20 protein-coding genes are annotated in these 25,927 nt (G+C 63.3%); 14 read left to right on the top strand and 6 right to left on the bottom strand.

The window, feature by feature from the left end; translation table 11 throughout:
- Nucleotides 1-8: 8 nt before the first annotated feature.
- The 6 genes from KW832_RS23945 (at nt 9) to KW832_RS23920 (ending at nt 8,434) form a co-directional block, all read left to right on the top strand.
- The gene (locus KW832_RS23945; protein WP_218301726.1) at nt 9-1,472 is read left to right on the top strand and encodes an ATP-binding protein; all 1,464 of its coding nucleotides are present in this window, start codon (nt 9-11) and stop codon (nt 1,470-1,472) included.
- Between the two features lie 55 nt (nt 1,473-1,527).
- Nucleotides 1,528-2,148, top strand: a complete 621-nt coding sequence (locus KW832_RS23940; RefSeq protein ID WP_218301784.1) for a hypothetical protein — start codon at nt 1,528-1,530, stop codon at nt 2,146-2,148.
- Between the two features lie 30 nt (nt 2,149-2,178).
- Nucleotides 2,179-3,594: a sigma 54-interacting transcriptional regulator gene (locus KW832_RS23935; protein ID WP_218301725.1), complete on the top strand. Its 1,416-nt coding sequence runs from the start codon at nt 2,179-2,181 to the stop codon at nt 3,592-3,594.
- Nucleotides 3,595-3,775: 181 nt separating this feature from the next.
- Entirely contained in the window at nt 3,776-5,347 is a 1,572-nt protein-coding gene (locus KW832_RS23930) for a glucan biosynthesis protein G (protein WP_255577929.1), read from the top strand.
- Nucleotides 5,320-7,329 (top strand): glucans biosynthesis glucosyltransferase MdoH, encoded by a 2,010-nt coding sequence (gene mdoH / locus KW832_RS23925; RefSeq protein ID WP_218301724.1) that lies wholly within the window; start codon nt 5,320-5,322, stop codon nt 7,327-7,329. Before KW832_RS23930 ends, mdoH begins: the two co-directional genes overlap by 28 nt.
- 442 nt (nt 7,330-7,771) lie before the next feature.
- Nucleotides 7,772-8,434 carry a C13 family peptidase gene (locus KW832_RS23920; RefSeq protein WP_218301723.1) on the top strand — a complete coding sequence of 221 codons (663 nt, stop codon included), beginning with the start codon at nt 7,772-7,774 and terminating at the stop codon, nt 8,432-8,434.
- A 90-nt stretch (nt 8,435-8,524) separates the two neighbouring features.
- Here the strand turns inward: KW832_RS23920 and ffh are convergent, their stop codons facing one another.
- Entirely contained in the window at nt 8,525-9,904 is a 1,380-nt protein-coding gene (ffh, locus tag KW832_RS23915) for a signal recognition particle protein (RefSeq protein WP_121421114.1), read from the bottom strand.
- A 69-nt stretch (nt 9,905-9,973) separates the two neighbouring features.
- Here ffh and KW832_RS23910 point away from each other — a divergent pair, with 69 nt between their 5' ends.
- The 8 genes from KW832_RS23910 (at nt 9,974) to KW832_RS25790 (ending at nt 20,264) form a co-directional block, all read left to right on the top strand.
- The gene (locus KW832_RS23910) at nt 9,974-10,771 is read left to right on the top strand and encodes an inner membrane protein YpjD (protein WP_055395019.1); all 798 of its coding nucleotides are present in this window, start codon (nt 9,974-9,976) and stop codon (nt 10,769-10,771) included.
- Nucleotides 10,768-10,995 (top strand): PP0621 family protein, encoded by a 228-nt coding sequence (locus KW832_RS23905; RefSeq protein WP_218301722.1) that lies wholly within the window; start codon nt 10,768-10,770, stop codon nt 10,993-10,995. The genes KW832_RS23910 and KW832_RS23905 overlap by 4 nt, the downstream gene beginning before the upstream one ends.
- A gap of 8 nt (nt 10,996-11,003) precedes the next feature.
- Nucleotides 11,004-12,707 carry a nitrogen regulation protein NR(II) gene (locus tag KW832_RS23900; RefSeq protein WP_121505492.1) on the top strand — a complete coding sequence of 568 codons (1,704 nt, stop codon included), beginning with the start codon at nt 11,004-11,006 and terminating at the stop codon, nt 12,705-12,707.
- 11 nt (nt 12,708-12,718) lie between these two features.
- The gene (locus KW832_RS23895) at nt 12,719-14,236 is read left to right on the top strand and encodes a sigma-54 dependent transcriptional regulator (RefSeq protein ID WP_218301721.1); all 1,518 of its coding nucleotides are present in this window, start codon (nt 12,719-12,721) and stop codon (nt 14,234-14,236) included.
- Nucleotides 14,220-14,849, top strand: coding sequence for a 1,6-anhydro-N-acetylmuramyl-L-alanine amidase AmpD (ampD, locus tag KW832_RS23890; RefSeq protein WP_218301720.1), 630 nt, complete (start codon nt 14,220-14,222; stop codon nt 14,847-14,849). Before KW832_RS23895 ends, ampD begins: the two co-directional genes overlap by 17 nt.
- A 369-nt stretch (nt 14,850-15,218) precedes the next feature.
- A complete protein-coding gene (locus KW832_RS23885) occupies nt 15,219-18,158 on the top strand; it encodes a ribonucleoside-diphosphate reductase subunit alpha (protein ID WP_218301719.1) in 2,940 nt (979 codons plus the stop codon).
- A 135-nt stretch (nt 18,159-18,293) separates the two neighbouring features.
- Nucleotides 18,294-19,490 (top strand): ribonucleotide-diphosphate reductase subunit beta, encoded by a 1,197-nt coding sequence (locus KW832_RS23880; protein ID WP_218301718.1) that lies wholly within the window; start codon nt 18,294-18,296, stop codon nt 19,488-19,490.
- A gap of 186 nt (nt 19,491-19,676) precedes the next feature.
- Entirely contained in the window at nt 19,677-20,264 is a 588-nt protein-coding gene (locus tag KW832_RS25790) for a histone (RefSeq protein WP_255577928.1), read from the top strand.
- 137 nt (nt 20,265-20,401) lie between these two features.
- Here the strand turns inward: KW832_RS25790 and KW832_RS23870 are convergent, their stop codons facing one another.
- The 5 genes from KW832_RS23870 to accB all read right to left on the bottom strand — a co-directional run bounded on the left by KW832_RS23870 (nt 20,402) and on the right by accB (nt 25,710).
- Entirely contained in the window at nt 20,402-21,298 is an 897-nt protein-coding gene (locus KW832_RS23870; RefSeq protein ID WP_121508595.1) for a carbohydrate kinase family protein, read from the bottom strand.
- A 25-nt stretch (nt 21,299-21,323) separates the two neighbouring features.
- Nucleotides 21,324-22,862, bottom strand: a complete 1,539-nt coding sequence (locus tag KW832_RS23865; protein WP_218301716.1) for a zinc-ribbon and DUF3426 domain-containing protein — start codon at nt 22,860-22,862, stop codon at nt 21,324-21,326.
- Nucleotides 22,863-22,918: 56 nt separating this feature from the next.
- Complete coding sequence (gene prmA / locus KW832_RS23860) at nt 22,919-23,821, bottom strand: 50S ribosomal protein L11 methyltransferase (protein WP_121421123.1); 903 nt, start codon at nt 23,819-23,821, stop codon at nt 22,919-22,921.
- A gap of 76 nt (nt 23,822-23,897) precedes the next feature.
- Complete coding sequence (gene accC / locus KW832_RS23855) at nt 23,898-25,247, bottom strand: acetyl-CoA carboxylase biotin carboxylase subunit (protein ID WP_055395037.1); 1,350 nt, start codon at nt 25,245-25,247, stop codon at nt 23,898-23,900.
- Nucleotides 25,248-25,254: 7 nt separating this feature from the next.
- On the bottom strand, nt 25,255-25,710 hold the full coding sequence (accB, locus tag KW832_RS23850; protein WP_121421124.1) for an acetyl-CoA carboxylase biotin carboxyl carrier protein: 456 nt from the start codon (nt 25,708-25,710) through the stop codon (nt 25,255-25,257).
- Nucleotides 25,711-25,927 lie beyond the last annotated feature (217 nt).

Below are 25,927 nucleotides of genomic sequence, written 5' to 3'. Positions count from 1 at the left end.
CCTTGGCAATGACGGCAGACACCCCGCCAAGCGCGGATCTTCGCAAGGCCGACGGCCCGCTGCACGGCCTCTCGTTCCAGCAGCTTTTGCTTCTGGCCTTCCTGCTCATGGCGGGACTGCTAGGGGTGAGCTCGTTGCGGGCGCTGTACACCCTGGAACAGCTCATGGTGCAAAGCCGGCTTGGTGCCGCCGAGGCCACCACGCTGAGCACAGCGGCCCAGGCATTGAACCAGCGCGGGCAGGCCCTGGAACGCGCGGCACGCCAGTCCCTGGTGCTGCGGGATGCGCCGCTGCGGCGCAGCTTCAACGAAATGTCCGTAGAGGCACAAGCCGTTCTCGACCAGTTGCACCAGGGCGGCCTTCACGAAGACCAGGCCAGCCAGTGGCGTGAGCATCTTGACGCCGTGAAGGCACTGCTGGATGCACCGCCGGAACGGGCCCTGGAAAACGAGCAACGGGTAGCGGAAGAATTTGTCACGCTTGAAGCGCTGCATACCACCATCGTGCAATCGGTCCAGGAGATCAACGCACAACGTAACCGCGCGCTGCAGGACCGAGTGGAAGCGAGCCGCCGCAACGTGACGCACCAGGTGGTAGGGGTGATCGTCCTGGCGCTCGTCCTGGCCCTGGCGCTCGGCATCTGGCTTGCCCGTCCTTTCAAGCGGCTGGAAGGCACGATTCGGCGGTTGGGCGAGAACCAGCTTGAAGCGCCCGTGGTGATCTCCGGCCCCGACGACGTACGCCGCGTGGGGCAGCAGCTGGAATGGCTGCGCCTGAGGCTGCAGGAACTGGATTCGGACAAGGCCCGCTTCCTGCGCCATGTCTCGCACGAACTCAAGACGCCGCTGGCCGCGATGCGCGAGGGCGTGGCGCTGCTGCAGGACGGTGTGACCGGTGAACTCAATGCCGGCCAGCGCGAAGTTACACAGATCCTTCACCACAACACATTGGTTTTGCAAGGTGAGATTGAAGCCTTGCTGCGCTTCAATGCTGCAGCCTTTGAGGCACGCCAGCTGCAGCGGCGCGACACCGATCTGCTCGCGCTTCTGGAAGCCCAGGTGGAAGCCCAGCGGCTGCAATGGCAAGCCCGGGGCCTGCGGGTGCTGGTGGAAGGATCCGCCCTCTCTCTGCCCATTGACGCCGACAAAATCGCCTCGGCAATCAGCAACCTGCTGTCCAACGCCATTCGATTTTCGCCCAAAGGGGGAACGGTGCGGCTATCCCTCTCGCGCCATGCGGGTTGCGTGCGCGTGGACGTTTCGGACCAGGGCCCCGGTGTGGCCCAGGCAGACCGTGACCGCGTGTTCGAACCTTTTTACCGTGGCATCCGCCAGCCGGACGACGCAGTGCGCGGCACCGGCATCGGGCTTTCCATCGTCCAAGAGTACATCGTCGCCCACGGCGGCCAGGTGCGGTTGGTGGAAGATGGCGTCCACACCTTTTTTCGCATGGAACTACCGCATGCTGCCTAGTTGTCTTCCCGTCCACCCCTCCAACATGCGCGCCCTGGACTTTCCGGTATGGGTGATGTTGCTGGCCGCAGCCATCACGTTGGCCGGATGCAATGCGACGGCGCCCCAAGCGGTAGCGGCGCCTGTTCCGCCCATGACCGCCCCCACGCCAACCCCGGTGGCTACGGAATCCCCCAGCCCCAACCCGGCCGCCGCCACCAGCGCTCCTTCTGATGCCATCCCGGTCCTGCAGGTGCTGGCGCAAACGGACCGTACCCTGCGCATGGCCCCCGCAGAGCTGGCCAAAGAGATTGCCCGCCTGGGCGAGGCGGAAGATGCCTCGGTGGAGACCCCCCTCCTTCTGGCCGCAGCTTTGGCCCAGACGCGCCAGCCCGTCGATACGGCCCGTGCCCTGGGCCTGGTGCAGCGGGTGATGAGCAACACGACGGCAGCGGCACAAGCCCTCCACCCCCTGGCGCGGCTGATGGAGTCGCGGCTTCTGCAGCAACGCAGGCTGGAAGACCAGCTGGAGCGGCAGGGCCAGCAACTGCGCGAGGCGCAGCGCCGCAACGACCAGCTCAACGAACGGCTGGAGGCCGTGCGCGCCATCGAACGCAGCCTGACCACGCGCCCGGCCCCGCTTCCTGCCGCCCCCGCCTCGCCCCCGGGCAGCAGCCCCCAGCGCCCCACGCCCTGATCGCTCAGGAAGGTGTCAAAGGAAACCGCCATGGCAGCTGCCCCCACCCCATCCCGCACAACCCCCCGCGCCCGCGTCCTTGTGGTGGACGACGATGCCGACATGCTGCGGCTGCTGTCGCTGCGCTTGCAGGCCGCCGGATACGACGTGGTCGCCGTGGGCTCGGCCGAGGCGGCCTTGGCGCAGCTGGACATGGCACGCCCACAGCTCGTGCTGAGCGATGTGCGCCTACCTGGGCGTGATGGCCTCGCGCTGTTCGACGAAGTGCGTGCGCGACACCCTTCGCTGCCGGTCATCCTGCTCACTGCCCACGGCACCATTCCCGACGCGGTGGAAGCCACTTCGCGCGGGGTGTTCACCTACCTCACCAAGCCCTACGACGGCAAAGAACTGCTGGAAAAGATTGCCCAGGCACTGGCCCTGAGCGCCCCCGCCGTCACACATGCCCACGCCCATGAAGCATGGCGTGCCGACATCGTGAGCCGTTCCAACCGCATGACCGACCTGCTGGCCGAGGCCTACATGGTGGCCCAGTCGGACGCCAGTGTGCTGCTGCTGGGCGATAGCGGCTCGGGCAAGGAGTTGCTGGCCCAGGCCATCCACCGCGCCAGCCCGCGCGCGCGCCACCCCTTTGTGGCGGTCAACTGCGGCGCCATCCCCGAAGCCCTTCTCGAATCCGAACTGTTCGGCCACGTCAAAGGGGCCTTTACCGACGCAGTGAGCAACCACAAGGGGCTGTTCCAGGCGGCGGAAGGCGGCACCTTGTTGCTCGACGAGATTGGCGACATGCCGCCCGCCCTGCAGGTGAAGCTGCTGCGGGTGCTGCAAGAGCGCGCGGTGCGCCCCGTGGGTGCCAGCCAGTCGATTCCCATCGACGTGCGCATCATCTCGGCCACGCACCGCGACCTGGAAGCCGCCATGGCCACGGCCCAGTTCCGCGAAGACCTTTACTACCGGCTCAATGTGGTCACGCTGGCGCTGCCCACCCTGGGAGACCGGCGCGAAGACATCGCACTGCTGGCCAACCACTTTCTCGACAAGCTGGCGCGCAAGTACGACAAGCGCCTGTCAGGCTTTGCACCCGAGGCGCTCAAGGCACTGACCCTGGCCGCCTGGCCTGGCAACGTGCGCCAGCTCTACAACGTCGTCGAACAGGTGTGTGCCCTGTCCACCACGCCCCTGGTGCCCCTGACGCTGGTGCAGCGCGCGCTGCGCACGCCATCTACCCAGGTGCTGAGCTTTGCCGAGGCCCGGCAAAGGTTTGAGCGCGAGTACCTGGTGGGCCTGCTCAAGATGACGGATGGCAATGTAGCCGACGCGGCGCGCCTGGCACAGCGCAACCGCACAGAGTTCTACCGACTGCTGCAAAAGCACGCATTGACCCCCGGGAACTTCAAGAACGACGCAATGGACAATGAAGACGTCGCTGATGAGCGACACGACTAGGTCGTTGATTCGATTCAGTTTTTCTCTTGCACCCCGCCCCGCTGTCGCCATTCGGCGACAAAAACACCAGATTTCCCCCCCAATCCAGGGATCGCACAACTGCTTACATGCAGTTAGCGGCTTAAGCCATTGATTTAAAACAGTTTTTTGAAGCTGGCACAGGGTTTGCCCTAGTCTCAGCATGCAAGCTGTTTTTTCTCACTGTTCACGCTTCACCGGCCGCCTCCCACAGGCCGCGATAGCGCTGGCCGCCACCCTGTTGGCAGGCGCCGCACAGGCCCAGAGCTTCGATTTCGACAGCGTCACCCGCATCGCCCGGGAACGGGCGGAGAAGCCCTATCGCGCATCCAGCGACAAGCTCCCTGCCGACCTCGCCAAACTCAACTACGACCAGGTGCGCGACATCCGCTGGCGTCCTGACCGAGCCCTGTGGCGCGCCGAAAAGCTGCCGTTCGAGGCCATGTTCTTCCACCTGGGCCTGTACCAGAAGGAGCCGGTGCTGATCAACGAGGTGACACCGCAGGGCGCGCGCCACATCGGCTACAGCCGTGCGGACTTCGACTACGGCAAGAACCAGGTGCGGCCTGAGGCCTGGGGCGACCTCGGCTTTGCGGGCTTTCGTCTGCACAACCACCTCAACTCCAGCGCCTACAAGGATGAGCTGGTGGTCTTCCAGGGCGCCAGCTACTTCCGCGCACTGGGCAAGGGTCAGCAATACGGCCTGTCAGCGCGCGGGCTGGCCATCGACACCGTGGGCGGCAGTGGCGAAGAGTTCCCACGCTTCACCGAGTTCTGGCTGGTGCGGCCGGATCCCTTGTCCACGCAGGTCACCGTGTATGCGCTGCTGGATTCGCCCCGTGCCACCGGCGCCTACCGCTTCGACATCCAGCCGGGCACGCAGACCACCACCACCGTGCGCAGCCGCATTTTTGTGCGGCCCAGCACGGGCAGCAAGCCCATCGCCACGCTGGGCATTGCGCCGTTGACCAGCATGTTTTTCTTTGGCGAGAGCCAGCCCCGCAAAGAAGACTTCCGGCCCGAGGTCCATGACTCCGACGGGCTGATGATTGCCACGGGCGAGGGCGAATGGCTCTGGCGTCCGCTGCAAAACCCCAAGCAGACGCTGGTCACATCGTTTGCCACCAAAAATCCCAAAGGCTTTGGCCTGATGCAGCGCGACCGCCAATGGTCGAACTATGAGGACGTGGAAGCCCGCTATGAGCGCCGCCCAAGTGCCTGGGTGCGCCCCCTGCACGACTGGGGCGCTGGCCGCGTCGAACTGGTGCAGCTCAACACCCCCGACGAAACGCACGACAACATCGTGGCGTATTGGGTGCCCGCCCAGATGCCCGCCCCCGGCCAGCCCCTGGAATTCGCCTACGAGCTGAGCTGGCAAGGCGATGAACAGCAGCGGCCGCCGGGGGCCTGGGCCACGCAATCGCGCCGGGGCGTGGGCTACACCAAAGAGACCGCTGCCGCCTTGCGCCAGCAGGCGCAGTACGTGGTCGATTTCGACGGCCCCGCCCTCAAGGCTTTGCCCGCTGACGCCACCGTGAAAGCCGTGGTGACCAGCGATGCCAACGGAAAGGTGCTGGAAAACATCGTCTACCGCAATCCCGCCACCGAGCAGTGGCGCATGACCGTTCGCGTACAGCGCCAAAAGGCCGATCGCCCGATCGAGCTGCGCGCTTTTCTTCAACACGACAACAACGCTGTGAGTGAAACATGGACGCACATCATTCTTCCCGAGTAAGCCCCCCGGTGCCCCATCACCCCCAACGCAGCACGCTGCGCGAGGAACGGCATCCCAATGCCGTCACCGCGCCGCCCGTCCACCGGGGTTCCATGGCACCCATGCCCTGGCGCGGCTTCTGGAACAGCATGGGCACAGCCCTGCTTCTCAAGCTGACCGGTCGCACCGAAACCAGCCCTCCCGCATCGCCCGAAAACCGGCCAGCCCAGGAATGGGAGGGCGCTGCGCAGCGCCGCCGCTGGACCTTTGCGGTGCTGACGGTGCTGACCACGGCCCTGGCGAGTTTCCTGTTTGCCGGCGTGCAGCCTGAGTATGAGAACCCTTGGCTGGGCTATGGGCAGATCGCGCTGTTCGCCCTGCTGTCAGCCTGGGTGGTCACCGGCTTTCTCACCGGCTTGATGGGCTTTTGGGTCATGCTGCGCGGCGACAGGCATGCGCTGTCCGTGCGCAGTGTGGTGGAGCATGAACTGGCACCCGACGCGCGCACGGCCATCATCATGCCGATCTGCAACGAGGACGTGGCCACCGTGTTTGCGGGGTTGCGGGCAACCTGCGAGTCGGTGGCATCGACCGGCCACGGGGCCACCTTCGACGTGTTTGTGCTGTCCGACAGCTATGACCCCGCCATCGCCCAGGCTGAACGCGCCGCCTGGGAGGAACTGCGCAGCGCCCTGGCGCAGCACAGCCAGCAACCCCAGGTGCAGGTGTACTACCGCCTGCGCGCCCGCCGCACGCACCGCAAGGCCGGCAATGTGGCCGACTTCTGCCGCCGCTGGGGCAAGGACTACCGCTACATGGTGGTGCTGGACGCCGACAGCGTGATGAGCGGTGACTGCATCGTCTCGATGGCCAAGCTCATGGAAGCCAACCCCACGGCGGGCATCATCCAGACGGCAACCCAGGCCATCGGCCACGTCACGCTGCACGCCCGCGCGCAGCAGTTCGCCTCACGCGTCACCGGTCGCCTGTTTACGCTGGGCATGCAGTACTGGCAGCTGGGTGAATCCCACTACTGGGGCCACAACGCGATCATTCGCGTGGCACCCTTCATGGAACACTGCGCCCTCGCGCCCATCAAGGGCAATGGTGGCCTGGCGGGCGGCATCATGTCGCACGACTTTGTCGAAGCCGCGCTGATGCGCCGCGCTGGCTACCACGTGTGGCTGGTGTCGGACCTGATCGGCAGCTATGAACAGCAACCCCCCGACCTGCTGGCCGAACTGCAGCGCGACCGCCGCTGGTGCCAGGGCAACCTGCAAAACGCACGCTTGATGGCCGAGCCAGGCATCCACGCGGTGCACCGCTCGATGTTCATCACGGGTGCCATGGCCTACCTGTCGGCGCCGCTGTGGCTCGCCTTCCTGACACTGGGCACGGCGCTGTGGCTGTCGGGCGCCAAGCTGGTGGCCGACTGGCACATCCTGCCGGCCGAATTGCTGTCGCTGTGGGCCTGGACGCTGTGCATGCTGTTCCTGCCCCGCATCCTGGGTGTGGCCGCCGTGTTCATGCGCCGCGAGCAAAAGGAATACGGCGGTGCCGTCAGCCTGCTCAAGAGCGCCGCGCTGGAGAGTGTGCTGGCCATCCTGCAGGCCCCCATCCGCATGCTGGCGCATTCGCTGTTCGTGCTGATTGCGCTCACCGGCCTGAAGCTGGAATGGAAATCGCCTCCGCGCGAAGCCCATGCCGTGCCCTGGCGCCACGCCGTGCGCCAGCTGGCACCCATGAGCCTGGTGATTGCCCTTCTGGCAGTGGGTGTCGCCGTGATCGATAGCAGCGCCCTGCTGTGGCTCATGCCTGTGGGCCTGCCCCTGGCGCTGGCCATACCGCTGGCCGTGTTCACCAGCCAGATCGCGTTGGGCAAGGCCCTGCGCGCACAACGCCTGTTGCTGATCCCCGAGGAGTCCTGGTCACCGCCGGTACTGCGCCGAGCCTGGCTGCATGCAAGCCGGCTGGCACGGCCAGCGCCGCTGGCAGCGTTGTAGGCATGTGACAATTGCGCCACAAGCCACAAGCCGGTGCATGCACCGGCTTTTTTGCGATTGCTATTTTATTTATAGCAATAAAAAGTTTACCAATAAGCGCTAGCACCGAAAAACAGCAAATTAACCAGCAGCGGGGTGGCGCCCCCCGTTGCTGGGGCACCGTTACGATACGCATCCCTTCCAACCGGCCCCTGTGCGTGAAACCGATTCATCGCGGTTTCTGCGGTGAGCGGCCCTGTTATCGATGCAATCGTCTCTGTTTTTCACTGCCGCCCGTCGGCGGTTGCGCCATGCCAGCGCACTCGCCCTGACCCTTGTCATCACTGGCTGCGCCGTGCCCACGGCACAGGCTCCTGTGGCAGCACCGGCCCCGGTCGTTGCCCCAGCGCCACCGGCTCCACCACCCGAGCCCCCTGGGCGCATCATTTTTGCGGGATTTGCGATGCATTCGCAATCCAAGGTTTTCCGCAACGACGTGCTTCTGGCCGAAAAGCTGGTCAAAGACCTCGATCCGAATGCGCTGATGCTCAAGCTGGCCAACCCGGCACGCGATCAGAGCGCCGACTGGCCGCAGGCCACCCCCGAGAACTTCGCGCTGGTGATGTCCAAAATGGCCGAAGTGGCGCGCCCGCGAGACCGCGTTCTGCTGCTCATTTCGACCCACAGCAACCCCGGTCTGCTCAACATCAACGCGGGCGGCAAACACCTGCCGCCGCTCACCCCCCAAATCCTTAGCAATGCGCTGGCCCCGCTCAACGATGTGCCAACGCTGGTGGTGCTTTCCGCCTGCTACAGCGGCGCGTTCATCGAGCCCCTGAAAGCTCCGAACCGCGTGCTGCTCACTGCCACGGACGCCCGCCGCACCACTTTCAATTGCCAGTACAAAGGCGACCACACACCGTTTGCCGAAGCGCTGTTTGGCCAGGCGGGCGCAGAAAACCGTTCTGTGACCGACTGGATGGGCGAGGCGCAGAAATCCATCGCAGCGCAGGAAAGGCGCCGCAAGGTCCCCGCATCCCAGCCGCGCATCTTTGTCGGTGACGAGGCCAAGGCCTGGGCGAATCAACCTCTGAAGAACTGGTCGCAAGCGCCGAAAGCGCCATAAGCCGGCCGCCACAAGCCCGTCTCCCCCGAATGCAAAAAACCCTGAAGAAGCCGTGCCTCTTCAGGGTTTTTGCATTTCAGCGCCGGGGGCTCAGAAAGGCATCTTGGGCATGCCGCCCCCGCCCATACCCTTCATCCCGCCCATCTTCTTCATCATCTTCATCAGGCCGCCGCCCTTCATCTTCTTCATCATGCCCTGCATCTGCTCAAACTCCTTGAGCAAGCGGTTGACCTCTTGCACCTGCACACCCGCCCCGTTGGCGATGCGCTTCTTGCGCGTAGCCTTGATGAGTTCGGGCTTGCGGCGCTCCAGCGGCGTCATGCTCTGGATGATGCCCTCCTTGCGTTTGATGTCCTTCTCGGCCTTGTCCATGTCCAGTGCGCCTGCCTTGGCAGTCAGCTGAGACGGCAGCTTGTCCATCAGGCTGGAGAGCCCCCCCATCTGCTTCATCTGCTGGATCTGCGACAGGAAGTCGTTCAGATCGAACCCGTCGCCACTCTTGACCTTGGCCGCCAGCTTTTGCGCGGCCTCCATGTCCACCCCGGCGGTGACCTGCTCCACCAGGGCCACGATGTCGCCCATGCCCAGAATGCGGCCCGCGTGGCGCTCGGCATCGAACACCTCCAGGCCGTCGAGCTTTTCAGACACACCCGCAAACTTGATGGGCGCGCCCGTGATCTGGCGCACGGACAGCGCAGCGCCGCCGCGCGAATCGCCGTCGAGCTTGGTGAGCACGATGCCAGTGAGCGGCAGCGCTTCCTTGAAGGCCTTGGCCGTGTTGATCGCGTCCTGGCCCTGCATGGCATCAACCACGAACAACGTTTCGACCGGGTTCAGCGCGGCGTGCAGGTCCTTGATTTCCTTCATCAAGGCTTCATCGATGGCCAGGCGACCCGCCGTATCGACCAGCAGCACGTCAAAGTAGTGCTTCTTGGCGTAGTCCAGTGCGGCGTGGGCGATGTCGAGCGGCTTCTGGTCGGGCGTGCTGGGAAACCATTCGGCACCGGCCTGCTTGGTCACCGTCTTGAGCTGTTCGATAGCGGCCGGGCGGTACACGTCGCCCGACACGGTCAGCACCTTCTTCTTGCGCTTTTCGATCAGGTGCTTGGCCAGCTTGGCCGTGGTGGTGGTCTTGCCCGCGCCTTGCAGACCCGCCATCAGGATCACGGCGGGCGGCTGGGCGGCCAGGTTGATGTCAGCCACGCCTTCGCCCATGGTGGCGGCCAGTTCACGATTGACGATGCTGACCAGCGTCTGCCCCGGCTTGAGCGAACCCAGCACTTCCTGGCCCAGGGCCTTCTCTTTGACACGGGCGATGAAATCGCGCACCACCGGCAGGGCCACATCGGCTTCGAGCAGGGCCATGCGCACCTCGCGCAGCATGTCCTGCACATTGGTTTCGGTGATGCGGGCCTGGCCACGCATCTCCTTGACGAGGCGCGTGAGTTTGTCGGTAAGGGCGGAGGCCATAGGGGAGATGTCCGGTGTTGCCTGCGCGCCAGGGTGCTGGCGGTGGGGCGAAAGGCTAAACTGCGATCCATGATTTTACCCAGTGCTTCCCCTGCCAGCTGGCTCCTGGCCCTGGCCGCTGCCGTGGCATACGCCGTTCCGGCTGCCGCATCCTCGCGGCTGGGCGCTACAGCGGCGCGCAATGCACTGCTGGTGGCCTGGTTGCTGCATGGCGCCGTGCTGGTATGGGGCCTGTGGGGCGATTCCCCCCGATTTGGTTTTGCACCCGCCTTGTCGATGACCGCCTGGCTGGTGCTGACGGTGTACGCGGTAGAGCGGCAGCTGTTTCCGCAGATGCAGTCACGCTGGATACTGGCAGCGCTGGGGGCGGTTGCCATTGTGCTGGCGATGCTCTTTCCGGGCCAGCCGCTGCATGTGACGGCTTCCGCCTGGCTGCCGCTGCACCTGGCGCTGGGCATTGCCTGCTATGGCTTGTTTGCCGCCGCCGTGGTGCACGCCTGGCTGATGACACGGGCAGAGCAACGCATCCGGCAGGCCGAAGACCCCCACAGCGGCATCCCCCTGCTCACGCTGGAGCGCCTGACCTTCCGGTTTGTGACGGCGGGCTTCATCCTGCTGACTGCCACGCTGCTGGCGGGCTGGCTGTTTGGTGACACGCTGTACGGCAGGGCCTGGCGGTGGGACCACAAGGCCGTGTTCTCGCTGCTGTCCTGGATCACGTTTGCCACGTTGCTGGTGGGCCGAGCACGCTTCGGGTGGCGGGGACGCAATGCCGTGCGCGTGCTCTACGCCGGATCAGCGCTGCTGTTGCTGGCCTATGTGGGCTCCCGCTTTGTCATGGAAGTCGTCCTGGGCCGCAGCGCATGAAATACCTGGTCTTGCTGGTGGTTCTGGCCATCGCCATCGGTATCTGGCGCAGCCGACGCGCGCCAGATGCAAACGCTTCCAAAACGCCTGCACCTCCGCTGGCCCTCCCGCAGAACATGCTGGCCTGCGCCCACTGCGGCGTTCACATTCCGCAGGCAGACGCTCTGATGGTGGGCGAACAAGCCTACTGCTGCACAGAACACCGGCGCCTGGGCCCGGTCTGAAGCCGACCATGCCACCGCTGTCCGCAAGTACCTTTGCGTCCACCATGGATGCGCCATTTGTGCGCCTGTGGCGCGGTTTTCTGACAGGCCGCGTCATGGTCGCACTGGCCCTGCTGGTACTGCAAGGGGCCGGGCAGGCCATCAACCAGACCACCGAACCCGCCGTGCTGGCAGTGTGTGTGGCCTATCTGGTGGCCGCCGTCATGCTGCGCGTGCTCGGCAGGCACAGCCCGCCATCACCCAAGACCGGCCCCCAATGGCTCCCCTCCATTGGTGTTGACCTTGCTGCGATTGCCGCCCTGCAACTGCTGAACGCGGGCGCCATGAACTACACCCCCCTGTTTGGCTTGCCCATCCTGATGGCAGCCGTGCTGGGAACGCTGACCTTGGCACTGGGCACCACAGCAGGCGTCACGCTGCTGCTGCTGGGCTGGGCCTGGTGGCTCGGCTCGGGCACTGCGGGCGACGACGCACCGCGCTACCTGCAAAGCGCGCTGACTGGCACAGGCTATTTCATCGTGAGCTATCTTGTGCACCAACTGGCAACACGCCTGGCGCGCGAGCAGGAAGTGGCGCAGCAAAGCCAGGTTGCTGCCCGCGTGCAGACTCAGGTCAGCGCACTGGTCATCCAGAACCTGACCGATGGGGTGTTGGTCGTGGACGAAAGCGATGTTGTGCGCATTGCAAACCCCGCAGGGCTGCAGTTGCTCGGGGGCACCTCGCTGCCCGAGCTGCCATTCATCCTGGCATCCGAGACACCCTGGAATCCGCTCGTGATCCTGGCTCGGCGCACCTTCCGCCAGGAACAGCCCCAGACCGCCGACGTAGACCTCCTGCACCCGGGACAAAGCCCCACCGGGTTGCATGTACGCACGTGGTTGACTTCGACGCGCGAGGCAGCGCGGCAGACGCAGACCGAGCGCCTGTGCGTGATGTTTCTGCACGACCTGCGCGAGATGGAAGCCCGCCTGCGCACGGAAAAGCTGGCGGCCATGGGCCGCATGTCCGCCGCCGTGGCCCATGAGATCCGCAACCCGCTGGCCGCCATCGTGCAGGCCAATGCCTTGCTCGAAGAAGACCTGCACGACCCGGCACACAAGCGCCTGGCCCACATGGTGCAGCAGAACGCCGACCGCCTCGCGCGCATTGCCGAGGAGGTACTGGATATCGCCCGCGTGCAGCACCAGATCAGCCATGCGCCCGCGTCCACCTTGCCCCTGGACGAAACGGTGTCGCAAATATGGAATGACTGGCAGGCCCAGGACCCCGTGCAGCGCCGGGCAGTAGTGATGCTGGAAGCGGGCAATCCGCAGGTGGAATTCGACACCGAACACCTGCGCCGCGTGCTCGTGAACCTGCTGGACAATGCCCTGCGCTATGTGGGACAGGAGCCTGACTCCCTCACGGTGACCACCCGCACCTTGCCCTCCGGCCAGACCAGCCTGCAAGTCTGGAGCGACGGTGCCCCCATGGACAAGTCCGTGGAGCGTCACCTGTTCGAACCGTTTTTTTCCTCCGAAAGCCGCTCCAGCGGCCTGGGCCTCTATATTTGCCGCGAGTTATGTCAGCGCCATGGAGCGTCCATCAGCTACCAGCGGCTGACCCGTACCACCTTGCGGGGCGAGGTGGGCGGCAACGCCTTTACCGTCGGCTTTCGCCGCACCACACGCCCTGCCGATGCTGCCACGCTGTTTGACACCATCGTGGTCTGAAACGCCCTGCCATGAACGCACCTACCGCTTCCATCCTCGTCGTGGACGACGAACCCGACCTGCGCACCTTGTACGAACTGACCTTGCTGCGCGAAGGCTATCGGGTGGAGACCGCATCCAGCGTCCAGGAGGCGCGCGAACAGCTCAAGGCCCACCGCTTTGACGCCGTCATCACCGACATGCGCCTGCCCGATGGTTTCGGCATGGAACTGCTGCAGGATCTGCGCGACCAGCAGCGCCGCGAGCGCTGCGTGGTCATGACAGCGTATGGCTCCGCAGAGAACGCCGTGGAAGCCCTGCGCTCTGGTGCCTTCGACTATCTGACCAAACCCGTGGATCTGAAGCAGTTCCGCTCGGTCGTCGCATCGGCCGTACAAGGCACCGGGGGTGTCCCCGCGCCCCGGGCCGCACGCACCGGCGGCGTACAGAGTCGGCAGGGCGCGTTCAGCGCAGACCCCTTGGCAGCGGGCACCGCACTGGACCGGCTGGTGGGCACCTCAGAGGCCATTCGCAACGTCAAGCAGCGCGTGGCCAAGGTGGCACGAGGCATGGCGCCCGTGCTGATTCATGGGGAATCCGGCACGGGCAAGGAACTGGTTGCGCAAGCGCTGCATGCCAGCAGCCAGCGTGCCGATGGTCCCCTGGTTGCCGTGAACTGCGGCGCCATCCCGGAGAACCTGCTGGAGGCAGAATTTTTTGGTGCCCGGAAAGGCTCTTACACCGGTGCCACCCAGGATCGGGACGGCTACTTTCAGGCAGCCCGTGGCGGCACGCTGTTTCTGGACGAAATCGGTGACCTTCCCTTGGCCATGCAGTCCAAATTGCTGCGCGCCATCCAGGAGCGCAGCGTACGACCTCTTGGCTCCACCCAGGAGGAGACGGTGGATGTGCGCATCGTGAGCGCCACACACCGCGACCTGGCCGCCGACGTGCAATCGGGCCGCTTCCGCCAGGATCTCTATTACCGGCTCAACGTGATCGAAATCGTGATCCCCCCGTTGCGCGAGCGGCGTGAAGATCTGCCTGTGCTGTGTGCCGCACTTCTGGCGCGCATCGCCCAGGAATCCGGCATGCCTGTGCCTTCTCTGACAGAGCATGCGCTCCAAGCCATTGCCGCACATCCCCTGACCGGCAACGTCCGCGAACTGGAAAACCTGTTGCACCGGGCCGTGGCACTCAGCGACGGAGACGAGTTGCATGTGGACTGGCCCTCTGGCACCCCCATCCCATTGGGGGCGCGGACGCTACCAACCCCTACCCTCCCCAACCACACCGAGGCGCAGCCTGCCCATCAACCACCACAGCCTGCCGCCAGCACGGGCTGCTCGGTCCCTCTGCCCAATGACCTTCAGGCCTGGCTGGACCAGCAGGAGCGGGACATTCTGATACGAGCCTTGCGCGAAGCGGGTTTCAACAGAACCGCCACCGCAGCCCGGCTGGGCATCAGCCTGCGCCAGATACGCTACCGCATCGCCCGGCTGAACATCGCCGTCCCCAATGACCAGGACCCGCATGACGAGATCGGCTGACGCGGCACCAGGCAGATCAACGCCTTGGGACGGTGGATGGCACCGTGCAGCGATCAGGCTGGAATCCCCCAACCATGGTGTGCGCCCTGCCCCGGCAAGTTCCTCCATCGACCTGATCGTGGTGCATTCCATCAGTTTGCCGCCAGGCACATATGGCGGGAATGCGGTGCAACAGCTATTCACCAACTCGCTGGACTGGGACGCACACCCCTACTACCAGAGCATCCGTGGTTTGGCCGTTTCGTCGCATTTCTTCATTGACCGCACCGGCGCCCTTTGGCAGTTTGTGGACTGTGATCTTCGGGCCTGGCATGCTGGCCAGTCGGCCTACCGTGGCCGCAGTCAGTGCAACGATGACTCGATTGGCATTGAACTGGAAGGCCTTGAAGGGCTTACGTTCGAACCCGCGCAGTACCAGACCCTGACAACGCTCTGCCAGGACATCGAACAGCGCTACCCCATTGAACACATCGCAGGGCATGAGCACATCGCGCCCGGGCGCAAGCAGGACCCAGGCTCCGGCTTCGATTGGGCGCAGGTACAAAAAGCACTGAACTGGCCCGTACAACGTTTTCCGGCAGCCACCTGGCCTGACATTCAAGCCGCCTGCTGAGGGCGCTGTGGCAGCGCCACATTCAGCGACTTTTTTCTATGTGCACTTGCACATCGTCGCGTCCCCAGACACCACGCGGCCTCGCGCAGAAAATCCGCTCGAAACGCTTGTCTTTGCGAGGTTTTCGTCCTGCTTTTCCGCAGGGGCAACGGGTTCCGGCGGGGTCAGCAGAAGGCCCTGCGGCGCCGCTGACATGCTGTTTCGTTTTTCTGAGGACAATACGACGGTACACTACCGGTAGTGTCTTGAATGCATGTGACACACCATATATAGTGTGCGCCAGACAGTAGTCCGCCGCACCACTCACACGCTGCGACGGCCTCCAGGCCGCGCACCACACCCCAGACAGCCCACAGAAGAGGACCCCCCATGCAAGCTGCTTTGAACACGCCTTCCACGCCCCATGCCGCCTCCCCCGAGGCCCCAAACACCCAGTCCGCACCAGCAGCGGCGGGTAACTCGCTGGCGCACTATCAGATCATTCGCCGCAACGGAGCAGTCGTGCCCTTTGAGCCGCAAAAAATTGCGGTGGCGATGATGAAGGCATTTCTGGCAGTGCACGGCACGCAGGGCGCCGCCTCCGCCAGCGTACGCGAGGTGGTGGACACGCTCACCCAGAATGTGGTCCGCGCCCTCATGCGCTCGCGTCCCGGTGGCGGCACCTTCCATATTGAAGACGTGCAGGATCAGGTTGAACTGGGCCTGATGCGCGGCGAACACCACGAAGTCGCCCGGGCCTATGTTCTGTACCGCGAGCGCCGCACGCAAGAGCGTGCCCACCACCAGGAACAGCTCGCGCCCGCAACCCCCATTTTGAACGTGATCGACAACGGCCAACGCGTGCAGCTGGACATCCTGCGCCTGCACGGGCTCATCGAATCGGCCTGCGCCAACCTCGGCGCCGACATCCAGGCCGCGCCCATCGTCGCCGAGACCATGCGCAACCTGTATGACGGCGTTCCCATGGACGAGGTCTACAAGGCGTCCATCCTCGCCGCCCGCACCCTGATCGAAAAAGACCCTGACTACACCTATGCCACGGCCCGCCTGCTGCTGCATACCATCGTGCGCGAAGTGCTGGGACGCGAGGTCGCCCAGAGCGACATGGGCCAAGCTTACAGGGACTATTTCCCCGCCTTCATCCAGAAGGGGGTAGACAACGAGCTGTTGGACGAGCGCCTGCTCAAGCAATACGACCTGAACCGCCTGGGCGCCGCGCTCAAGGCCGAGCGCGACCTTCAGTTCGACTACCTCGGCCTGCAGACCCTGTATGACCGCTACTTCCTGCACGTCAAGAAAACCCGCATCGAACTGCCCCAGGCGTTCTTCATGCGCGTGGCCATGGGCCTGGCACTCAATGAAACCGACCGCGAGGCCCGCGCAATCGAGTTCTACGAAGTGCTGTCGTCCTTCGACTTCATGTCGTCCACCCCCACGCTGTTCAACAGCGGCACCCTGCGCTCGCAGCTGTCCAGCTGCTACCTGACCACGGTGCCCGACGACCTGGATGGTATCTACGAATCGATCAAGGAAAACGCCCTGCTGTCCAAGTTTGCTGGCGGCCTGGGCAATGACTGGACCCGCGTGCGCGCCCTGGGCTCCCACATCAAGGGCACGAACGGCGAATCGCAAGGCGTGGTGCCCTTCCTCAAGGTGGTCAACGACACCGCTGTGGCGGTGAACCAGGGCGGCAAGCGCAAAGGCGCCGTCTGCACCTACCTGGAAACCTGGCACCTGGATATCGAAGAGTTCCTGGAACTGCGCAAGAACACTGGCGACGACCGCCGCCGCACGCACGACATGAACACGGCCAACTGGATCCCTGACCTGTTCATGCGCCGCGTGATGGAAAAGGGCACCTGGACATTGTTCTCGCCCTCCAACGTGCCCGACCTGCACGATCTGTTCGGCGCCGACTTCGAGAAGGCCTATGTGGCCTACGAAGAGAAGGCCGCGCGCGGCGAGATCAAACCCGCCAAGACGGTGCAGGCCACCGACATGTGGCGCAAGATGCTGACCATGCTGTTCGAGACCGGCCATCCTTGGATCACCTTCAAGGATGCCTGCAACGTGCGTTCGCCCCAGCAGCACGCTGGTGTGGTGCACTCGTCCAACCTGTGCACTGAGATCACACTCAACACCAGCGACACCGAAACCGCCGTCTGCAATCTCGGTTCGGTCAACCTGCTGCAGCACATCAAGGACGGCCAGATCGACCACGAGAAGCTCAAGAAGACCATCACGGTTGCCATGCGCATGCTCGACAACGTGATCGACATCAACTATTACGCCGTCAAGAAGGCCCGCGACTCCAATCTGCGCCACCGCCCCGTGGGCCTGGGCGTCATGGCGTTCCAAGACAGCCTGTACGAACTGCGCATTCCCTACGCCTCGCAGGAGGCCGTGGAATTCGCCGACAAGTCGATGGAGGCCATCTGCTACTACGCCTACTGGGCCTCCACCGAATTGGCCCGGGAACGCGGCCAGTACTCCAGCTACAAGGGCTCGCTGTGGGATCGCGGCATCCTGCCTTTCGACACGCTGGACATGCTCTCGCAGGCCCGTGGCGGATATGTGGAAGTGGATCGCTCGTCCACCCTGGACTGGGATGCCCTGCGCAAGAAGATTGCACAGGACGGCATGCGCAACTCCAACTGCGTCGCCATTGCCCCCACGGCCACCATCTCCAACATCATCGGCGTTGATGCCTCGATCGAGCCTTCGTTCGGCAACCTGTCGGTCAAGTCCAACCTGTCGGGTGAATTCACGGTCATCAACGGTGGGCTGGTGCGCGACCTCAAGCGCCTGGGACTGTGGGATGACGTGATGATCATGGACCTCAAGCACTTCAAGGGTTCGCTGCACCCCATCGACCGGGTGCCACAGGACATCAAGGCGCTGTACTCCACAGCGTTTGAAGTCGAGCCGCAGTGGCTGGTGGAAGCCGCATCGCGTCGCCAGAAATGGATTGATCAGGCGCAGAGCCTGAACATCTACATGGCCGGCGCATCGGGCAAGAAGCTCGACGACACCTACAAGCTGGCCTGGATCCGTGGCCTCAAGACCACGTATTACCTGCGCACACAAAGCGCCACACACGTCGAAATGAGCACCGTGAATACACGCCAGCTCAATGCCGTTTCATCGGGCAATGACAGTGGCGCATCGGCAGCGTCGGTGCCCGTTGCAGCGAAACCCAGCGCACTCGATGCGGCAGTTGCTGAAGCCACCCATCAAGCATCAGCAGTGCCTGCTACTGACGTCAAGTTCTGCGCTATCGATGATCCCGGCTGCGAAGCCTGCCAATAAGAACTTCGCACGCGACACCTTGGGCTCTTCCGAGGTGTCGCGCATGTGCTGTGAAGCAACAAATCCTTGCTGCACAACGCTTCAGTGCTTTTCTTTTCGCAGCACTGCTTTCATAATCCGAACACTGGAAAATCTATGTTGACCTGGGACGAAGAAGTCAAGCCCTCATCGCAAAATCAACTGGACGGTGGACTGAACCAAAGCCACCCGGCGGGACAGCCGCCTTTGCCTTTCCAAACCCCCTCACTGCAGGAAGTGCACGCACCGATGACGGCCTCTGCAGCACCGCACGCAACACCTGCCGCAGCCACGCAACGCCGCGTGAACGCCGCCGACAAACGCATCATCAACGGGCAGACGGATGTCAATCAGCTGGTCCCGTTCAAATACAAGTGGGCCTGGGAAAAATACCTGGCCACCTGCGCCAACCATTGGATGCCTCAGGAAGTGAACATGACGCGCGACATCGCGTTGTGGAAGGACCCCAATGGCCTGACCGATGACGAACGCCGCATCATCAAGCGCAACCTGGGCTTCTTTGTCACGGCCGACTCGCTGGCTGCCAACAACATCGTGCTGGGCACCTATCGCCACATCACGGCACCCGAGTGCCGCCAGTTCCTGCTGCGCCAGGCCTTTGAAGAAGCTATCCACACGCACGCCTATCAGTACATCGTGGAATCGCTGGGGCTGGATGAGAGCGAGATTTTCAACGCGTACAACGAAGTCCAGTCCATCCGCGACAAAGACCAGTTCCTGATCCCCTTCATCGAGGCGATCATGGATCCGAACTTCCACACTGGCACGCCCGATACCGACCAGACGCTCCTCAAGTCGCTGATCGTGTTTGCCTGCCTGATGGAAGGCCTGTTCTTCTACGTCGGCTTCACACAGATCCTTGCACTGGGCCGCCAGAACAAGATGACTGGCGCCGCCGAGCAGTACCAGTACATCTTGCGCGACGAGTCGATGCACTGCAACTTTGGCATTGACCTGATCAACCAGCTCAAGCTGGAAAATCCCCATCTGTGGACCGCTGAATTCAAGGCCGAGATCAAGGCGCTGTTCCTCAAGGCGGTTGAACTCGAGTACCGCTACGCTGAAGACACCATGCCGCGCGGCGTGCTGGGCATGAATGCATCGATGTTCAAGGGATACCTGCGTTACATCGCCAACCGCCGTGCCACACAAATCGGGCTGGAGACGCTATTTCCCAATGAAGAAAACCCGTTCCCGTGGATGAGCGAGATGATTGACCTCAAGAAGGAACGCAACTTCTTCGAGACCCGGGTTATTGAATACCAGTCCGGTGGTGCGCTGTCCTGGGACTAGCGCCTTTTCGCAACACACCACCATGGATTTTTACACCACGCCCACCACCACAAGCAGCGCGGCAGTGCGTTGCGGTGCAGGGCGTCCCCGTGTTCATGGCGATGGGGATTTCTCCATCGCCATGGATCGCTTCGTGTCCACTGTAGACAGGAAGTGCTCTTTGCAAATTGACCCAAGGAGAACATGATGGCAACTGCGAAAAAACCAGCCGCTAAGAAGGCGACCCCAGCGAAAAAAGCTGCACCTGCAAAACCAGTAGCAGCGAAGAAGGCCGCACCTGCCAAGAAGGCAGCAGCACCGGCAAAGAAAGCCGCTCCCGCCAAAAAGGCAGTAGCAGCGAAGAAGGCTGCACCTGCCAAGAAGGCAGCAGCACCGGCAAAGAAAGCCGCTCCCGCCAAAAAGGCAGTAGCAGCGAAGAAGGCTGCACCTGCCAAGAAGGCAGCAGCACCGGCAAAGAAAGCCGCTCCCGCCAAGAAGGCAGTAGCAGCGAAGAAGGCCGCACCTGCCAAGAAGGCAGCAGCACCGGCAAAGAAAGCCGCTCCCGCCAAAAAGGCAGTAGCAGCGAAGAAGCCTGCCGCCCCAGCCAAGAAGGCGGCTCCCGCCAAGAAGGCAATGGCTGCCAAGAAGGCCGCTCCCGCCAAGGCTCCTGCAAAAAAAGCTGCACCGGCCAAGAAGGCCCCCAAGGCGCCTGCCCCTGCGGCAGCAGCTCCAGCAGCACAGACCACCCTGAATCCTCAGGCAGCCTGGCCCTTCCCTACGGGCAACAAGCCTTAATCCTAGCGTATCACACGCTCAACCCGGTGCCAGCGCACCGGGTTTTTTTGTGCCTGTTCGTGTTGCACACCACACGCCGTGCAACACAAGAAGCCGGCAGCAATGGCGCCCCGTGACTTCATGGAAAGCTGGCCCTATTACGCGGGGATGAAATCCAGCGTGTAGTTTTGCGGGCCCCGCTGTGCAATCTTGAGGGCTCCTACCCGGTTGCCCAGCTCGGCGCAACGCACCAGCGGCCAGCCCTTTTCCAGGCCGAACAACAACGCGCCCCGCCAAGCATCACCACACCCCGTAGGATCCACCACTTGGGCAGGCACCACGGCGGGTACATGGGTTTTCTGACCATCCACCCAGACCTCGCAGCCCTCCGCGCCCAGCGTCACCACAAGCCCCTTTACCTTGCGCGAAATCTCTGCAAGCGTCCAGCCCGTGCGGTCGCAAAGCATTTTCCCCTCGTAGTCATTGACCGTCACCCAGGAAGCCTGGTCCACGAACCGCGCCAGCTCTTCGCCATTGAACATGGGCAAGCCCTGGCCCGGGTCAAATACAAAAGGAATACCGGCCGCCACAAACTGGGCCGCGTGTTCAAGCATGGCGTCACGACCATCCGGCGCGATGATCCCCACGCTCACCCCTACATCTGCCTCGATGCGGTTCACATGTGCCTGCATCATCGCCCCAGGGTGGAAGGCGGTGATCTGGTTGTTGTCACGGTCCGTCATGATCATGGCTTGTGCGGTGTAGGTGTCCTGGACCTGCCCCACATGGCGCGCACTGATACCCAGCAATTCCAGGCGCTGCAGATAGTCAGCGCCATCGCTGCCCAGCATGGCCATTGGCAATGGCTCACCGCCGAGCAACTTGAGGCTATACGCAATGTTGCCCGCACAACCACCAAAGTCGCGCCGCAACGAAGGCACCAGGAAAGAGACGTTCAGGATGTGCAGCTGGTCGGGCAGTATCTGCTCGGCAAAACGGCCCTCGAAGGTCATGATGGTGTCGAACGCCAGGGAACCACAAATGAGGGCAGCCATATCAAAGAAGTAGGTTGGTAAAAAATCAGGGATAAAACGCCAGCAACCGATAGCCAGCAACACGCGCTCCGCCGGTGGTCACAATCACTGACACGGACGCACTCCACTCGCCCCCTGCAGACAACTCCATGGGAGCCCCCATGTCGGTGGGCAAAAGCACACGCCGAAGCACTGGCTGGTCCTGCGCATCGGTCAACGTCAACTCGACGGCGGGCATGGCCAGAGGTATCGAGGCCTTGCTCTTCATGGTCAGCGCGAGTTGGTAGCTATCACCTCGGGCCTTGTTGAACGAAGAGCTGTCGATGACCACATCCGCAATCTGGCGCGGCGGCGCGATCTCGCAGTGCAAGGGAGCGCACAACGCCATCAACCATGGCCTGGCACGCGCATCCATCGCGGCAAGGCGATCACGCTCCTGAACGGCGACCTGCAGCGCAAGCCCCGCCACAGACATCAAAAGCAGCACTCCAAGCACCGTGCGCACCATCGGCCTGCGCCAGAACGCCTTGCGCCGGGCAGCGACTACAAAGCTGACTTCCTGTCCGGCCTCGAGGTCATCGTCCTCGTCAACGGCATCCGACGCCTTTCGGACCGAGGATCGCTTGCGAGTCGATGCCTGCAACACGGCTGCGGGCGAATGGTCTTCCACCAGCGCAAGTGCCTCCGGCGCGGGTTCCGGCGTCACGGGCTGCGCAAAACCAACCGGCGGCACGGGCTCCTCAGCCCGCTCTTCCGGCTCCGCATCTTCCACCGGCAACGCCGTCTTGGTAGGCAACTCCAGCGCAGGGTATCCCATCGGGGTCAACGCCACGGGTGCAGCTGGATCAGATGCCACCTCTTCGCCATCTCGAAGAGCAGCAGCAGGTAACTCATACCCTGCAGGGAGTGATGTTCCATCGCCTGCACCGGGCAACGCGGCTGACAACGAGGCAGTGGGGTGATCCCCCTTGGGCAAAGAAGATGGCCCATCAGCAGCCATCTCGGGAAAGGCCAAAGGAGGTAAGGCGACGGCATCGCTCCGCATCCCTGCAACATCCCCGCCCGTTGTTGGCACATTGCGCACGGAGTCCGGGCGCCAGGCAAATGGAGTGAAGGGGCCGATTCCCGCATCGGCACCCGGTGCCACCGCCCCGGCTGCCGCAGACAGAAACGCGGGCACCGCAGGCTGAGGAACCTCCAGAACCGGAGCCACCACCTGGGCCTGTGCATCCGGCAACCCCGCCATTACGTCGGAAGTACCTGCGGGAAACAGCGAAAACGCTGGTTTTTCGGAGGTTGCCGACAGCGCCCCCGCAGATGGGGCAACCGGTGGTGGCGAAGAAGTCGGCTCACCCCATGACCGCCCCGTCTCCGCCTTGCGCGCCACCGGCATGGATGGCGGACGTATGTCGGTCAACGAGACATCGGGCAACAACGCTGGTGGAGCCGCTGGAAGCAGGTGCGCCGAAGCGTCAAACACCTCTTTGCATTGACCACAACGCACCCACCCTTGCGAGATGCGCAATTGGTCCGCCACCACCTTGAACGAGGTAGAGCAGGACGGGCAGCGAGTGATCTGGCTCATCAGCGATGGATTGTAGAGGCGCGTGCGACCCCGGCGAAGCGGGCTTCGGCCCCGTCTTAGCGACGGGCGGTCATCAAGATCCAGCCATCTTCTGTATCCGCCACATCGAGCTGAAGCCAGGGAGCATATGCCTCTTTCAACTCCTCAGCCTGGCGTTCCAAAATGCCTGCCAGCACCAGATTCCCGCCAGGCGCGACGTGGCTGCACAAGAGGGGCGCCAGCACGCGCAAGGGGGTGGCAAGAATGTTTGCCAGCACCGTCTGGTATTCACCCCGTGCCTTGTCGGGCAGACCCGCGTGGAGCCGCACGTCATTGGCCTGTGCATTCAGCGCGGTGGACTCGACCGCCGCAGGATCAATATCGACCGCATCGATGTCCGTGGCACCAAACTTGGCCGCACCAATGGCGAGGATGCCAGAGCCACAGCCATAGTCCAGAACCCGGCCCAGCGGATTGCCCATGGACGACTCGGTGGCACCGTTACGGGCAATCCAGCGCAGACACATGCGCGTCGTGGGGTGGGTGCCGGTGCCAAACGCCAGGCCCGGATCCAGCCGGATGCTGCGCTTTGCCTCGGCGGGAAGTTCGTGCCAGGTAGGAACTATCCAAAAATCCGGCGTGATGTCCACAGGCGCAAATTGCGATTGCGTGAGCCGCACCCAGTCCTGCTCGGGCACGTGGGCAACCCCCAGCACCTGGCAGCCCGCAAAAAAATCCTGCACCACCAGCAGTTGCTGGGCCTCCCGGGCTGCCACCTCCGAAGGAAAGAGCGCCACCACCCTGCTGCGCTGCCAGCCATCCTTGGGCGGCGGCATGCCAGGCTCGCCAAACAAGGCCTGCTCGGCGTCGGTCTGGGCATCAGCGTCCTCCACCGAAACGCTCAGCGCATCCAGCGCATCCAGCGCATCGCTGACCGCCTCGATCCGGTCCTCGGGACACATCAGACTCAGCTCAAACATAGAAGCCTCTCAGAAAAAGTGAAATGCTGGCACCCGTTGCCAGGAGCCAGCATGTGAATGACTGCGCAATACGATTTCAGCGCTTGTGCTGCGACAGCCACTCTTCCAGGTAATGGATGTTGGTGCCGCCGGCCATGAACTTGGCGTCCACCATCAGCTCGCGGTGCAGCGGCACGTTGGTGTTGATGCCTTCGATCACCGTCTCGGACAGCGCCGTGCGCATGCGGGCCAGGGCCTGCTCGCGCGTGTCGCCGTGCACGATGATCTTGCCGATCATCGAGTCGTAGTTAGGCGGCACAAAGTAGTTGGTGTACGCATGCGAATCCACACGCACGCCGGGGCCGCCTGGTGGATGCCACGTTGTGATACGCCCGGGCGACGGAATGAACTTGTAAGGGTCTTCCGCATTGATCCGGCACTCGATGGCATGGCCCCGGATCTCGATCTGGCGCTGGGTGAACGGCAGCTTCTCGCCCGCCGCGACCATGATCTGCGTCTTCACGATGTCCACGCCGGTGATCCACTCGGTGACGGGGTGTTCCACTTGCACACGGGTGTTCATCTCGATGAAGTAGAACTCGCCGTTTTCGTACAGGAACTCGAACGTGCCCGCACCACGGTAGCCGATCTTCTTGCACGCGGCCACGCAGCGCTCGCCGATCTTCTCGATCAGTTTGCGGGGGATGCCGGGGGCTGGAGCCTCTTCGATGACCTTCTGGTGGCGGCGTTGCATGGAGCAGTCGCGCTCGCCCAAATACACCGCATTGCGGTGCTTGTCGGCCAGGATCTGGATTTCGATGTGGCGCGGGTTCTGGAGGAACTTCTCCATGTACACCGCAGGATTGCCAAACGCAGCGCCCGCTTCGGCCTTGGTCATCTGCACCGCATTGACCAAGGCAGCTTCGGTGTGCACCACGCGCATGCCACGGCCACCACCGCCGCCTGCGGCCTTGATGATCACCGGGTAACCCACGGCCTTGGCGATGCGGCGGATCTGCACCGGATCGTCGGGCAACTCGCCCTCAGAGCCCGGCACGCAAGGCACGCCTGCGCGGATCATGGCCTGCTTGGCGGACACCTTGTCGCCCATGATGCGGATCGACTCGGGGGTGGGGCCGATGAACTGGAAGCCACTCTTTTCCACGCGCTCGGCGAAATCTGCGTTCTCAGACAGGAAGCCATAGCCGGGGTGAATGGCCTCGGCGTCGGTCACCTCGGCGGCCGAGATGATGGCTGGCATGTTCAGGTAGGACAACGGCGAGGGCGCTGGGCCGATGCACACCGCTTCTTCGGCGAGCTTGACGTATTTGGCGTCGCGGTCGGCCTCGGAGTAGACCATCACGGCCTTGACACCCAACTCATGGCAGGCGCGCTGGATACGAAGGGCGATCTCCCCTCTGTTTGCGACCAGGATTTTCTTGAACATGCGCGCCTTATTCGATGACGAACAAAGGTTGGCCGTATTCCACGGCCTGACCGTTTTCACCCAGGATGCGGGTGACGGTGCCCGACTTGTCAGCCTCGATTTCGTTGAGGATCTTCATCGCTTCGATGATGCAGATGGTTTCGCCTTCCTTGACCTGGCTGCCGACTTCAACAAAAGCCTTGGCGCCAGGGCTGGACGAACGATAGAACGTGCCCACCATGGGTGACTTGACGATGTGGCCAGCAGGGACTGCAGGGGCCGAGGGCGCAGGCAACTCGGCAACTTGGGCGGCGGCAGACGCAGGGGGCGCAGGCGCTTGCATCGGGGCGGGGACGTACTGCTGAACGACACCACCCACGCTCTTGACGATGCGGACTTTGCCCTCGGCTTCCGTGATTTCGAGTTCAGATACGTTCGACTCGGACACGAGATCGATGAGGGTTTTGAGTTTTCGCAGATCCATGGGAGCTCCAACGGCTATAAAACTGATAGGACTTACGCCAATCGGGACGCAGTAGCCGCCTCGCGTTGGGCGAGCCGCCTGCCTGAGCCCTGCTTTGCGCAAGTCATGACTGAATAGGGCGCGAATTTACTCCAATTTCAGCCTATCTCCGTCTTCCACAGGTATTTTTGATGAACTACATCATGTCGATACTCAGCCGGGGCCTACAAAAATGCCG

Source organism: Acidovorax sp. sif0632, assembly GCF_019218805.1.
GTDB lineage: Bacteria > Pseudomonadota > Gammaproteobacteria > Burkholderiales > Burkholderiaceae_C > Acidovorax > Acidovorax facilis.
This window is presented reverse-complemented; position numbering and strand designations above follow the sequence as displayed.